Source organism: Pseudomonas sp. SGAir0191 (assembly GCF_002812565.2).
Taxonomy (GTDB): Bacteria; Pseudomonadota; Gammaproteobacteria; order Pseudomonadales; family Pseudomonadaceae; genus Aquipseudomonas; species Aquipseudomonas parafulva_B.
This window is the reverse complement of sequence record NZ_CP025035.2, coordinates 2,890,369-2,903,537: the sequence shown is the minus strand read 5'-3', so window position 1 is coordinate 2,903,537 and position 13,169 is coordinate 2,890,369. Positions and strand designations below refer to the sequence as shown.

Here is a 13,169-nt window from a genome sequence, read left to right as displayed (position 1 = left end):
CCAATTCGAAAAAACCGAAGTATATCGCTTGAAAATACGAATTTTACAGAAGTATTGCGCCGACTAGAATCCACTTCATTCAGGTTGATACGAGCCTGCGCACATCATTCCGGAGGCACCTATGCTGTATTTTAAATCAATGGGTACTGCGCTGGTCATGGGCATGACGCTGATAGTACTGGCCGGCTGTGATCAGGCTGAGAAGTCTGCGCAGCAGGTGCTTGACCAGGCAGCGAAGTCGGCCCAACAGGTTATCGAGCAAACCAACCAGGCGGCCCAGCAGGCCTTGAGCGACGCGCTGGGGACCGAGAAGCAGGAGCCTGAGCAAGATGACACTGCCTCCAAAACCCAGGACATTTGATCCCCAACCCGCGTGACAGGATGTGAACAATGGAATATTTGCTGGAACTTGCCGCTAGCCCCACAGCCTGGGTGGCGCTTGCCACGCTGGTGGCCATGGAAGTAGTACTGGGTATCGACAACCTGATCTTCATCTCCATCCTGACCAACAAGCTGCCCGTTGCATATCGCTCCAAGGCACGTCGCATCGGTATCAGCATGGCACTGGTGATGCGTCTGGCACTGCTGAGCACCGTTGCCTGGATCGTGCAACTGACCGACCCTGTGTTCGAGGTGTTTGGCAACGCCTTCTCCTGGAAGGATGTGATCCTGATTGCCGGCGGCCTGTTCCTGCTGTGGAAGGCCACCAAGGAAATTCACGAGAATGTCGACCCACACGGTGCCAAGGAAGAGTCCAAGGCTTCTTCTACCGTCACCTTGGGCTTTGCCGCAGCGATTTTCCAGATTCTGTTGCTCGATATCGTGTTCTCGGTAGACAGCATTATCACTGCCGTAGGCATGACCGAACATTTGCCGATCATGATCATCGCCGTGATTACTGCCGTGATCGTGATGATGGTGGCGGCCGATCCGTTGGCCAACTTCATCAACGACAACCCTACCGTTGTCATGCTGGCACTAGGCTTCCTGATCATGATCGGCATGACATTGATCGCCGAGGGCTTCGGCGCCCACGTGCCCAAAGGCTATGTGTATGCGGCCATGGCGTTCTCGACCGCTATCGAGATTCTGAATATTCTGGCGCGTCGGGCACGCCTCAAGCGTGAGGCCAAGCAAGGATGACAGCAGGCGGGGCGCATGGCGCCCCATTCGCTGCATGTTTGAGGTGGGTTCAGTGCGCCGCTGCTGCGCGTGGAGCACGCCGTGCAGGGGCGGGTTGAGGGCGTGGCTGTGGTTGCGCAACGGGTTGAGCGTGCCGCCGTGCGATGCGCAGTACGCCCCAGAGCATGGCCGCCGCAACGCTGAGCCACATGCACACCAACATGATAATTGCCAAGGTCATATTCATTTGTGCCTCCATCTCTACGGCGAGCGCTTGATACGCCAGCGATTGCCTTCCAGACACTTGATTAGTGTAGCCCCTGCGTGGGTACGTTCCATCGAATAACGCCTGCGGCGCCGAGGTGATTCGCCAACATGCCCTGTCGGACTGTACCGCCGCCGTTGTGGGACATATCATCGCGAACACAGCAGGGCGCTGCCTGCCCTGCGTTTGAGCAAGCGAGTACCCATGCCCACTTTCACCTCGTCGTCGCCGACCAAGGTCGTTCGTCAGCTCATCCTGGCATGTTGGTTGGGTGTCACCTTGGCAGGTTGTGCCGGGACACCCTCTACCGCACTCCAGGGCCTGCCCCAGCGGGTGGAGCTCAGCAGTGTTCCGTTCTACCGCGGTAACGCCAACCACAGCGCAGCCATGGCATTGGCCGCGGTCCTGTCGCAGCAAGGTGCGCCCATTACGCCAGGGTTGCTCGATCAGCCGCTGAACCTGCCCATGGGCCTCGACAATCTCGATACCAGCATTGCGCGCGTTGCGCGGGACTACGGGAGGGTGGTGTACCCCTTGGATAAGGGGCTCGATGCCTTGTTGACGCAGGTTGCCGCTGGAAACCCGGTGCTGGTTCGCTATCAGGACGGTTCGGCATGGTGGAGCGAACCCAGGTATGCGGTCTTGATAGGGTATGACCGATACAAACAGCGCGTGCTGATGCGGGCAGGCATGCAACGCCGCCTGGTGATGGCATTCGACGATTTCGCCTCTGCCTGGGCGAAGGAGGGGCGCTGGGCAATCCTGGTGCAGCCGCCGGGCCAGTTGCCGGCGAACGTCGATCGTCAGCGCTGGCTGCAGGCCGCTGACGAACTGGCGCGTGCGGGTCAGGAATTAGCGGCCAGGCAGGCCGTGGACAGCATCAAGTGAGACCGCTCGCATCAAGCGTCACACGGTCACTGTAAGAGCGGCCTTGACGGGGCGCCGGAGCGGCTACGGCCCAGCGATATCGAATGAACAGCATCACGCCAAGTGGCAGCCCTTTACGGGCTGCCATGCCTTAGCTCAGAAGCCCAGGCGGTCACGCAGGCTGTAGTACCAAGCGCCCAAGGCACTGAAAGGCACGCGCAGCATCTGACCGCCCGGGAACGGGTAGTGCGGCAGCCCGGCAAAGGCATCGAACCGCTCCGCCTGGCCACGCATCGCCTCGGCCAGGACTTTGCCTGCCAGGTGGGTATAGGTGACCCCGTGGCCCGAACACCCCTGGGAGTAATAGATGTTGTCACCGATCCGGCCTACTTGTGGCAGGCGCGACAACGTCAGCAGGAAGTTGCCGGTCCAGGCGTAATCGATCTTGACGTTCTTCAGCTGCGGGAAGGCCTTGAGCATCTTCGGACGGATGATCGCCTCGATGTTGGCCGGGTCCCGTGCCCCATATACTACGCCGCCACCAAAGATCAGGCGCTTGTCACTGGTCAGGCGATAGTAGTCGAGCAGGTAGTTGCAGTCTTCGACGCAGTAGTCCTGCGGCAGCAAGGTACGCGCCAGTTCATCGCCCAAGGGTTCGGTCGTGATGACCTGCGTACCGCAGGGCATGGACTTGGCGGCAAGCTCTGGGACCAGGTTGCCTAGGTAGGCGTTGCCCGCCACGATGATGAACTTGGCGCGCACTTTGCCCTGTGGGGTATGCACGACCGGGTTGGCGCCACGCTCGATGCGCACGGCCGGGGTTTGCTCATAGATGGTGCCACCCAGCGATTCGACGGCAGCAGCTTCGCCGAGGGCCAGGTTGAGCGGATGGATATGACCGCCGCTCATGTCGAGCATGCCGCCGATATAGTTGTCGCAGGCCACCACTTCGCGGATGCGCTGTCGATCCATGAGCTCCAGCTGGTTGTGGCCGAAACGTTCCCATAGGCGCTTTTGCGATTCCAGGTGACCCATCTGTTTGCTGGTCAGTGCAGCAAAAACGCCACCATCCTTGAGGTCGCACTGGATGTTGTACTTGGCCACCCGCTCGCGGATGATGCGCCCGCCCTCGAAGGCCATTTCGCCCAGCAGCTGCGCCTGGTGGGCGCCCACGGTGCGCTCGATGACATCGATGTCGCGGCTGTAGCTGTTGACGATCTGGCCACCGTTGCGGCCCGAGGCGCCGAAACCAACCTTGGCCGCTTCGACGACGCTGACCTTAAAGCCGTTTTCTAGAAGGAACAGGGCGCTGGACAAGCCGGTGTAGCCTGCGCCGATGATGCAGACATCGGTTTGCACCTCACCCTGCAGCGCCGGACGTGGCGGCACCGGGTTGGCCGAGGCGGCGTAGTAGGACTGGGGGTAGGGGGTGTTAGCCATGCTGCAGAACCTCGTGTTTTATATTTTTAACGAATGTAGCGATGCTATCAATAATAATAAACACCCGCTAGTCATCCGCTGAAAATCATGGACACCGCCTGCGCCAGACGCTTCTTTATAAAAAGTTTGCAATTCAGTGAGTTAGCGCAAAAAAAACTGTTGACACGTTTTTGTAATTACGTAGAATGCGCACCACGACAGGCACATAGCTCAGTTGGTTAGAGCACCACCTTGACATGGTGGGGGTCGTTGGTTCGAGTCCAATTGTGCCTACCAAATCAAAGAAGGGTGATCCGAAAGGGTCACCCTTCTTGCGTTTGGCGCGGGAAAGTTTGGCATGGCTCCCGGCCGAGCCGTGTTCGAAAGTTTCTGATTTATATCGAAAAAAAGCTTTACAGGTGCTCAGCAGATCTCTAATATGCGCACCACACGACAGGCACATAGCTCAGTTGGTTAGAGCACCACCTTGACATGGTGGGGGTCGTTGGTTCGAGTCCAATTGTGCCTACCAAATCCCAAAAAGGGCGATCAGAAATGGTCGCCCTTTTTGCATGTCTGCTTGATTCACCGTGTAACCTTTGGCCGCAGTCCGGTTCACGGCCTCGCGTGGTAGAATCCGCCTCTTCCAACCTGGAGGTAGACGCGTGCGCAAACTGGCGGTGGTAATGGCAGTACTGGCCCTGGCGGGGTGTGACAACGAGGTGGAGGGCGTGCACAAGCGTGTGGCCGAACACCTGCAAAATCCCAAGACCGCCAAGTTCGGTAACGTGCGCATTGATACCCAGGGTACGATCTGCGGTCAGGTGCGTGGTAAGGACGATGCCGGCCAATACCAGGCCTACCGCAGTTATGTGGCCATCAAACGCGACGGTCAGTACGAAATCATTGTCGACGACAATGGCAATAACCTGCGTATCCGAGAGCTGTGCGGGGGTGCCGAATTGCAGCGCCGTGCGCAGGCGCTCGAAGGTGAGCCCGCGCCAGAGGGATGGGACGTCGAAGTCATCCAGGGCGCCAACATGGGGGCACTCAGCGACATGACCGCGCGTCTGATCGAGAAGGGCATACCGTCTTCGGTGGAGTACCGGGACGGCAAGCCTGTGGTCCTGCTGGGGCCATTTCCGACCCGGGAGCAGGCGCAGGCCCGTCGCGATGAAGTCATGGCCAAGCTTGGCACCGATTCAGTGGTCATCCAGCACGGCGCAGCCCGCTAAGCGCTCGTAGCCGGTCGATCAGCTACACGCCTTGAGGTCGACCGGTCCCACGAACTCATTGCCGCGCCCCATCAGGCACCCAACCCGCTGGTTGCGTTGATATTCCCAAGGCTGCGGCGGATACGTCTTGTTCCACGCCTCGAATAGCTGACGGTCCTGCCTGGAGAGGCGCAAGTTGTATTGCTTGCTCATATAGAAGTAGGTGCGTGCAATCATGCCGCGGATCGAAGGCCGCGGCATGACCTTTCTGGCCTTGAAGTCCACTTGGGTAAGGCACTTGCCGTATTGCCCGCGTTGCTCTGGCAGCCAGCCGAAGCTGTAGTTGCTGCGGTCGCCGTTGACCTCTCCCACGCTTGGCACCAGGTTGTGCAGATCGGCTTCGGCGCGTTTGTATACCTCGTCGTGCTGCGAGCAGGCCTTGCGACCGCCGCTTTGCCAACATTGGCGCAGATGGCCGATTTGCCAGGCCGGCACGATGTGTTCCCACTCGATGCGTGAAGCGCGTTGGGCATTCTTGCGTGGTGTATACCCACATGAAGCCATATCGACTTTGTTGCCGTTGTATTTGCAACCGCAATAGAACTCGGTGGATTGTGGTGCGTAGAGTTGCCTGGCGACCTTCTTGGCCTCCTGGAACGTGCGGGGCGCATCGGCATGGGCAAGCGGAGCCATCAGCAGGCAGGCAGCTGCAATAAGCGAAACTCTCATGCGCGGTCAGTCTTCCTTGGGCACAGTCCAGAAAATCTGTACGCCGCCATCGTCACGGTGGGCGAGGGTGACATTGTCATTTTCGGCAATCTCGGCCAGCAACGTGTCCCAGTCCTCCGGTGTTTCCTGTTCCAGGCGAAAGATCAAAGCCGCCCGGCTGCGCTGGGCAATGGGGTTGTTGATGATTTTCTGGATGCGCATGCCCAATTGTTGGTAGCTGGCAGGTGAGGGCGATGAGGTAGACACAGGCATTTCCTTGTTTTGCTGTATGCACGTACAGTATTTCACTGTAAGGGATTTCGCAACAGCTTGAAGGGAAAGTTCTGCGGCTCGTCCTCGTCATGTTCGCGATCCAGGCCAAGGTCTGCTGTAATAGCGGCACTTTCCGGAAATTGCTCATGTATCGATTGGTCTTACGCGTTACCTCTTCCACACACCTCGCTTTGCTGTTTGTCGGTGGTGTTACTGCTCACACCGAGGCCTGGGCCGACCCGTCGACCGCGATCGTTATCGATCCGATGGTCGTCACCGGCGCCTACGCCCCTACCAGCAGCTTCGACCTGCCGTTTTCGGTGGACACGGTCGACCTGTCCAATGGCACGGATGGCCAACTTGGCGTCAACTTGTCAGAGGTCCTGACCAAGGTCCCTGGCCTGGTGGTACAGAATCGCCAGAACTATGCCCAGGACCTGCAGATATCATCACGCGGCTTTGGTGCTCGCTCTGCGTTCGGCGTACGCGGCATCAAGCTGCTCAGCGATGGTATCCCCGCCAGCACCCCAGACGGACAGGGTCAGGCAGCCACGCTGAACCTGGATGTGGCCGACCGCATCGAGGTACTGCGTGGCCCGGCCGCTACGCTGTATGGCAGCAACGCTGGCGGTGTCATCCAGATGTTCAGCCGTGATGGGGAAGGGCCGGCTCGCCTTGGTGCCGAAACAACATTTGGCAGCGATGGCTTCAGCAAGCATCACCTGTCGGCGCAAGGGGGCAACGAGATCGGTGGTTTCGTGCTGGATGCTTCGCGTATGGACACCGATGGTTACCGTGACCATAGCGCGGCCAAGCGCGACCAGACGTTCGCCAAGGTGCACATCAAGCCGGACGCCGATTCACGCCTGGCGCTGATTTATAGCAGCCTGGAACAGAACAACACGCAAGACCCGCTGGGTCAGCTTTGGTCCAGCTACAAGCACGACCCACGTTCGGTCACTGATGGCGCAAGGGCCTACAACACGCGCAAGAGTATCGACCACCAACAGGTGGGCATGAACTACGAACGCTACGTTGGCGACGCTACCCTTCAGTTCAATCTCTACGCAGGGCGCCGGAGCGTGGTGCAGTACCTGTCGATTCCTCGGCAGGTCGCTTCCAATAGTCAGCGCGGTGGCGGTGTGGTCGATTTTGACCGCGAGTTTCACGGCGGTACGCTGCGCTGGATTCAGCCGGTACTGGCCGTGCCTGGGCATTTCACGGTCACCGTGGGTGCCGACTACGACCAGAGTACGGATGACCGCAGGGGCTACCAGAACTTCCGTGGCGACCAACTGGGGGTCAAGGGCGAGCTCAAGCGCGACGAGAAAGACATCGCTACCAGCCTGGACCCGTATGTGCAGGCGCACTGGGAAATTGGCAACTGGACCAGCGAGCTGGGCGTGCGCTACAGCACCATGAAGATGAAGGTCGATGACCACTACCTGGAAAACGGTGACGCCAGCGGTGCCAAGCGCTACCAGCAGGCCAACCCGACGCTGTCTGTGATGTATACCTTCACGCCTGATCTGCGTGGCTACGCCAGCCTAGGAAAGGGCTTCGAAACGCCTACACAGGCCGAAATGGCCTATGCGCCAGGCTTGCAGGAAAGCTTCAACTTCGGGCTGGAACCTGCCACCAGCAAGCAATATGAGCTAGGGGTGAAATATCGCCTGGGCGCCGCCACGCGGCTGAACGCAGCCCTGTTCGAGATCCGTACGGATAACGAAATCGTGGTCGATAATGCCACCAACGGTCGCACCAGTTACCACAATGCCGGGCAGACCGTGCGCCGTGGTTTCGAAGCCAGCTTGCAGAGCGACCTTGCCGAGCGCTGGCAGACCACTTGGGTGTACACCCATACCGACGCTCGCTATGCCGACGACTTCAAGCAAGGCGGACAAGTCATCGACAGTGGCAACCGCTTGCCGGGTGTGCCGCGAGACAATCTGTATGCAGAAGTGGTGTGGAAACCCACCACGTCGGTCAGCATGGGGTTCGAGGGGCAGTACCGCAGCAAGGTGTTCGTTGAGGACAGCAACCAGCAGAAAGCTGCGCCTGCCTATGCTGTGTTCAACTGGCGCACGCGCTTCGAGCAACAGGTCGGCCCTTGGACGTTCCATCAGCTGGTGCGCCTGGACAACCTGTTCGACCGTCAATACGTGGGTTCGGTGATTGTCGGTGACAGCAACAAACGCTATTACGAGGCAGCCCCGGGGCGTTCGTGGTACGCCGGTGCTGGCTTGGAATATCAGTTCAGATAGGGTGCCTGGTAACGCTGAAGCCGATGATCGGCTTCAGCGTTGATGGGATCAGTATTCCCAGAAAATCCGCTGCAGCTCCTTGCTGTCCTGGGTCTTGGTCATGGCGACCATGGCCAGGATGCGCGCTTTCTGCGGGTTCAGGTCATGGGCCACTACCCAATCGTTCTTGTCGTCAGGCTGCTCGGCGTTGCGCAGTACGAAACCACCCTGGTTGACGTGAGACGAGCGAATGATCTGCACGCCGTTCTTGCGCAGCTCCTGCAGTGCAGGCACCACGCGCGAGGATACCGAACCATTGCCGGTGCCTGCGTGGATCAGCGCCTTGGCGCCGTTCTGTGCCAACGCCTTGTAGGCGGTATCGGTCACGTTCCCGTAGCCATAGGCAATGTCCACCTGAGGCAGGCTGCTGATCTGCTTGATGTCGAATTCCGAATCCAGGGTGTGGCGCTTGGCTGGCAGGCGGAACCAGTAGGACTTGCCTTCCACAACCATGCCCATCGGGCCCCAGGCGCTTTTGAAGGCCTCGGTCTTGATGTTCACGGACTTGCTGACGTCACGGCCCGACTGGATTTCATCATTGAGCGTCACCAGCACGCCCTTGCCACGCGACTGCTTGTCGCTGGCGACGGCAACGGCGTTGTACAGGTTGAGCATGCCGTCTGCCGACATGGCGGTGCCGGGGCGCATGGAGCCGACCACCACGATGGGCTTGTCGGTTTTCTCGACAAGGTTCAGGAAGTAGGCGGTTTCTTCCAGGGTATCGGTACCGTGGGTGATGACGATGCCATCCACGTCCTTGCTGTCGGCCAGCTCAGCCACCCGCTTGCCCAGCTTGAGCAGATCATCATTGGAGATGCTCTCGGAGGCGATTTGCATGACCTGCTCGCCACGCACGTTGGCCAGGTCTGCCAGTTCAGGCACGCCGGCGATCAGTTTGTCGACGCCCAACTTGGCGGCTTGGTAAGTAGCGCTATTGGCGGCGCTTGCACCAGCACCGGCAATCGTGCCGCCGGTTGCCAGGATGACCACGTTGGCGAGCTTTTGCTGGGTCTTGGCTTGATCGGCCGAAACCGTAGCGGGCAGGATCAGCAGCAGGGCGAGTGCGCTGGGGGCAAAGGATTTCAGTGCGGCATTCATCGTTTTTGTGCTCTCTTCCTAATGAGATGATTTTTAGTGCGTCGCGCAGTCGCTAAGGCATGTTCCGTACCAGATCGCCAATAGCCTCTGTAACAACTCGTGACATAGCGTTTGGGCAGGCTCAACCCTACCTCGTGCGTGATGAGGGTGACGTCTTGTTAGGCGGTCGAATGACGTGCGCAATCAGGGTCGGAAGTATTTCATTCGAAAACCCGAATATTTGTAGGAAAACGTGTTCGGTTATCCGGAAATTTACGGATAATCTTGCCCGGGAGTCAGCTGAGCGTATTTGACAAACGCTTGGCGCGTTCGCATAGTTACTCAGCGCAAACGTTTGCTTTCCGACAAAAAAACAAGATTCGGAGTCATCGCCCATGAAACTGCCGTTCCCAGGCCGCTTGCTGGCCGTCGCTGTTCTTTCGTCCTTGTCCATCGCCATGCCATTTTCGGCGGCTCATGCCGAAGACAAGCCCAAGGTGGCGTTGGTCATGAAATCATTGGCCAATGAGTTTTTCCGCACCATGGAAGACGGTGCCAAGGCCTACCAGCAAACCCACGCAGGCGAATTCGACCTGGTGGCCAACGGCATCAAGAACGAGACCGACACAGGCGAGCAGATCCGCATCGTCGAGCAGATGGTCAACGCCGGTGCCAAGGCGCTGGTGATCGCGCCGGCAGACTCCAAAGCACTGGTCTCAGCGGTGAAAAAAGCAATGGACCAGGGTGTGGTGGTGATCAACATCGACAACCGACTTGACCCCGAGCTGCTCAAGAGCAAAGGCATCAGCGTACCCTTCGTAGGCCCTGACAACCGCAAGGGCGCGCGCCTGGTGGGCGAATACTTGGCCACGGAAAAACTCAAGGCGGGTGATCAGGTGGGCATCATCGAAGGCGTGCCGACCACGACCAATGCCCAGCAGCGTACCGCAGGCTTCAAGGAGGCGATGGACGCTGCACAGATCAAGATCGTCTCCACGCAGAGCGGCAATTGGGAAATCGACAAAGGCAATGCCGTCGCCGCGTCCATGCTTAACGAATACCCTGATCTCAAGGCATTGCTGGCAGGCAACGACAGCATGGCCCTGGGTGCGGTCTCGGCCGTGCGCGCGGCGGGCAAGGCTGGCCAGGTGCAGGTGGTCGGTTACGATAACATCAATGCCATCAAGCCCATGATTGCCGATGGCCGCGTACTGGCCACGCTTGATCAGGCAGCCAGTCAGCAAGCCGTTTTCGGCATCCAGGCCGCGCTGAAAATGGTCAAGGGCGAGAAGCCCGATGTGGATGCCGATAACGTCATCCAGACCCCGGTCGAACTGATCACGAAGCAACCTTGATGCTGCCAGGAGACACGGCGATGTCCGCATCGGCCCATGACGTGGTCCTGGCTGCCAGCGGCCTCGGCAAGACGTACGCCCAGCCGGTGCTGGGCGAGGTGAGCCTGGAGCTGCGTGCCGGCGAGGTGCTGGCCTTGACCGGCGAAAACGGCGCTGGCAAGAGCACCTTGTCCAAGTTGATCAGCGGCCTGGAAACCCCCACTGCCGGGCACATGCTCTACCGCGGGCAGGCCTATGCGCCGGTCAGTCGCCGTGAGGCCGAGCGCCTCGGCGTGCGCATGGTGATGCAGGAATTGAACCTCCTACCCACCCTGACCGTCGCAGAGAATCTGTTCCTGGACAACCTGCCCAGCCGCTTCGGCTGGATCAGCCAGAAGCGCCTGCGCCAGATGGCTGTCGATGCCATGGCCCAGGTGGGGCTGGAGGCCATTGACCCCGATACCCCGGTCGGAGAGTTGGGCATCGGTCACCAGCAAATGGTCGAGATTGCCCGCAACCTGATCGGAGATTGCCACGTGCTGATCTTCGATGAGCCCACCGCCATGCTGACCGCGCGCGAGGTGGAATTGCTGTTCACCCAGATCGAGCGCTTGCGCGCCCGGGGGTGGCTATCGTCTATATCTCCCATCGGCTCGAAGAACTGCAGCGCGTCGCTCAGCGTATCGTCGTGCTGCGCGATGGCAGGCTGGTATGCGACGAACCGATCCAGCGCTACAGCAGCGCCGAGTTGGTCAACCTGATGGTTGGGCGTGAACTGGGCGAACACATCGATCTGGGCCGCCGCTCGTTAGGTGGTCCACTGCTCAGGGTGGACAAGCTCAGCCGGGGCGAGAAGGTGCGGGAGGTGTCCTTTGAAGTCCGTGCTGGGGAGATCTTCGGTATCTCCGGGCTGATCGGCGCGGGCCGTACCGAGCTTCTGCGGTTGATCTACGGCGCCGACCGCGCCGACAGCGGTAGCATTGCCCTGGGTCAGCCGCCGCTGCCGGTCACCATCGATTCGCCAAAGTCCGCCGTCAGCGCGGGCATTGCCCTGATCACCGAAGATCGCAAGGGTGAAGGCCTGCTGTTGAGCCAGTCGATCAGCGCCAACATCGCCTTGGGCAACCTGCGTGCGGTGTCGCGGGCTGGCGTCCTGGACCGCCAAGCCGAACACGACTTGGCCGAGCGGCAAATACAGGCCATGCGCATTCGCAGTGCCGGTGCTGACCAAGTGGTCGGCGAGCTGTCTGGTGGCAACCAGCAAAAGGTGGTGATCGGCCGCTGGCTCGAGCGTGATTGCCAGGTCTTGCTGTTCGACGAGCCTACGCGCGGCATCGATGTCGGTGCCAAGTTCGACATCTACGGTTTGCTCGCCGAACTCGCTCGGCAGGGCAAGGCCCTGGTCGTGGTCTCCAGCGATCTTCGCGAATTGATGCTGATCTGCGACCGCATCGCGGTCCTGTCTGCCGGTCGTTTGATCGACACCTTCGAACGTGACCACTGGACCCAGGACCAGTTGCTGGCGGCAGCCTTCGCCGGCTATCAGAAACGTGACGCACTGCTGCACCCTGCAGCCCCCAGGATGGACGCATGAAAACCACACCGCTCGAAAACCAAAGTGCTGCCCCGGCACGCCGCAGCGGCACCTACTTGGGCCTTGGTACTTACCTTGGGCTGGCCGGCGCCTTGCTGGCGATGATCGTGCTGTTCTCGATGCTGAGCAGCCATTTCTGGTCATACGGTACGTTCAGTACCCTGGCCAACCAGATACCTGACTTGATGGTATTGGCCGTGGGCATGACGTTCGTGCTGATCATCGGCGGCATCGACCTGTCGGTCGGTTCGGTGCTGGCCCTGGCCGCATCGACAGTCAGCGTGGCGATTCTTGGCTGGGGCTGGAGCATCGTACCGGCTGCACTGCTGGGCATGGCGGTGGCCGCATTGGCTGGCAGCGTTACCGGCGTCGTCACCGTGGCCTGGCGCATCCCTTCGTTCATCGTCTCGTTGGGCGTGCTGGAAATGGCCCGCGGCCTGGCCTACCAGTTCACCGACTCGCGCACGGCCTACATCGGCGATGCTTATGCCTGGTTCTCCAACCCGATAGCCTTCGGGATATCACCCGCGTTCATCATCGCCTTGCTGGTGATCGTAATCGCTCACCTGGTGCTCACCCGTACCGTATTCGGACGCTACCTGATCGGGATCGGCACCAATGAAGAAGCCGTGCGCCTGGCCGGTATCGACCCGCGCCCCTACAAGGTACTGGTCTTCGCCCTGATGGGGCTGCTGGCTGGCCTGGCAGCGTTGTTTCAGGTGTCGCGCCTGGAGGCGGCCGACCCCAATGCGGGCTCCGGCCTGGAGTTGCAGGTGATTGCCGCCGTCGTGATCGGCGGTACCAGCCTGATGGGTGGGCGTGGCTCGGTCATCAGCACCTTTTTTGGCGTGCTCATCATTTCCGTGCTGGCAGCGGGCCTTGCGCAGATCGGTGCCAGCGAGCCAACCAAACGCATCATTACCGGCGCTGTGATCGTCATTGCCGTGGTGCTCGACACTTATCGCAGCCGGCGCGCAGCCCGGCGGAACTGAA

General features: G+C 59.9%; 11 protein-coding genes, 2 tRNA genes and 1 pseudogene. 10 read left to right on the top strand and 4 right to left on the bottom strand.

Translation table 11 applies throughout. The features are described from left to right. Nucleotides 1–121 precede the first annotated feature (121 nt). From CWR53_RS13015 to CWR53_RS13005, 3 genes are all read left to right on the top strand, one after another. Complete coding sequence (locus CWR53_RS13015; protein WP_100851773.1) at nucleotides 122–361, top strand: hypothetical protein; 240 nt, start codon at nucleotides 122–124, stop codon at nucleotides 359–361. A gap of 29 nt (nucleotides 362–390) precedes the next feature. Next, nucleotides 391–1,143 (top strand): TerC family protein, encoded by a 753-nt coding sequence (locus CWR53_RS13010; protein ID WP_027916097.1) that lies wholly within the window; start codon nucleotides 391–393, stop codon nucleotides 1,141–1,143. Between the two features lie 448 nt (nucleotides 1,144–1,591). Further along, on the top strand, nucleotides 1,592–2,275 hold the full coding sequence (locus CWR53_RS13005) for a peptidase C39 family protein (protein WP_100851772.1): 684 nt from the start codon (nucleotides 1,592–1,594) through the stop codon (nucleotides 2,273–2,275). A 135-nt stretch (nucleotides 2,276–2,410) separates the two neighbouring features. Here the strand turns inward: CWR53_RS13005 and CWR53_RS13000 are convergent, their stop codons facing one another. After that, nucleotides 2,411–3,694 carry an FAD-binding oxidoreductase gene (locus CWR53_RS13000; protein ID WP_078478389.1) on the bottom strand — a complete coding sequence of 428 codons (1,284 nt, stop codon included), beginning with the start codon at nucleotides 3,692–3,694 and terminating at the stop codon, nucleotides 2,411–2,413. Nucleotides 3,695–3,893: 199 nt separating this feature from the next. Between CWR53_RS13000 and CWR53_RS12995 the strand changes: the two genes are divergently transcribed. From CWR53_RS12995 to CWR53_RS12985, 3 genes are all read left to right on the top strand, one after another. After that, nucleotides 3,894–3,970: transfer RNA gene (locus CWR53_RS12995), tRNA-Val, on the top strand. 158 nt (nucleotides 3,971–4,128) lie between these two features. Then, nucleotides 4,129–4,205, top strand: a tRNA-Val gene (locus CWR53_RS12990). A 133-nt stretch (nucleotides 4,206–4,338) separates the two neighbouring features. Further along, complete coding sequence (locus CWR53_RS12985) at nucleotides 4,339–4,908, top strand: SPOR domain-containing protein (protein WP_058603356.1); 570 nt, start codon at nucleotides 4,339–4,341, stop codon at nucleotides 4,906–4,908. Nucleotides 4,909–4,926: 18 nt separating this feature from the next. Here CWR53_RS12985 and CWR53_RS12980 read toward each other — a convergent pair whose 3' ends face one another. Further along, complete coding sequence (locus CWR53_RS12980; protein WP_058603355.1) at nucleotides 4,927–5,616, bottom strand: endonuclease; 690 nt, start codon at nucleotides 5,614–5,616, stop codon at nucleotides 4,927–4,929. Nucleotides 5,617–5,622: 6 nt separating this feature from the next. After that, on the bottom strand, nucleotides 5,623–5,868 hold the full coding sequence (locus CWR53_RS12975) for a DUF1654 domain-containing protein (protein ID WP_058603354.1): 246 nt from the start codon (nucleotides 5,866–5,868) through the stop codon (nucleotides 5,623–5,625). Between the two features lie 266 nt (nucleotides 5,869–6,134). On the opposite strand from CWR53_RS12975, the gene CWR53_RS12970 reads away from it, so the two are divergent. Then, complete coding sequence (locus tag CWR53_RS12970) at nucleotides 6,135–8,132, top strand: TonB-dependent receptor (protein ID WP_258313246.1); 1,998 nt, start codon at nucleotides 6,135–6,137, stop codon at nucleotides 8,130–8,132. Between the two features lie 48 nt (nucleotides 8,133–8,180). On the opposite strand, the gene CWR53_RS12965 is transcribed toward CWR53_RS12970, so the two are convergent. Next, nucleotides 8,181–9,269, bottom strand: coding sequence for an asparaginase (locus tag CWR53_RS12965; RefSeq protein ID WP_058603352.1), 1,089 nt, complete (start codon nucleotides 9,267–9,269; stop codon nucleotides 8,181–8,183). 374 nt (nucleotides 9,270–9,643) lie between these two features. Between CWR53_RS12965 and CWR53_RS12960 the strand changes: the two genes are divergently transcribed. From CWR53_RS12960 to CWR53_RS12950, 3 genes and pseudogenes are all read left to right on the top strand, one after another. Further along, nucleotides 9,644–10,603 carry a sugar ABC transporter substrate-binding protein gene (locus tag CWR53_RS12960; RefSeq protein ID WP_100851770.1) on the top strand — a complete coding sequence of 320 codons (960 nt, stop codon included), beginning with the start codon at nucleotides 9,644–9,646 and terminating at the stop codon, nucleotides 10,601–10,603. A 20-nt stretch (nucleotides 10,604–10,623) separates the two neighbouring features. Beyond that, a pseudogene (locus tag CWR53_RS12955) lies at nucleotides 10,624–12,176 on the top strand (sugar ABC transporter ATP-binding protein). Beyond that, nucleotides 12,173–13,168 (top strand): ABC transporter permease, encoded by a 996-nt coding sequence (locus tag CWR53_RS12950; protein WP_058603349.1) that lies wholly within the window; start codon nucleotides 12,173–12,175, stop codon nucleotides 13,166–13,168. Before CWR53_RS12955 ends, CWR53_RS12950 begins: the two are co-directional and overlap by 4 nt. The last annotated feature ends 1 nt before the right edge of the window (nucleotide 13,169 follow it).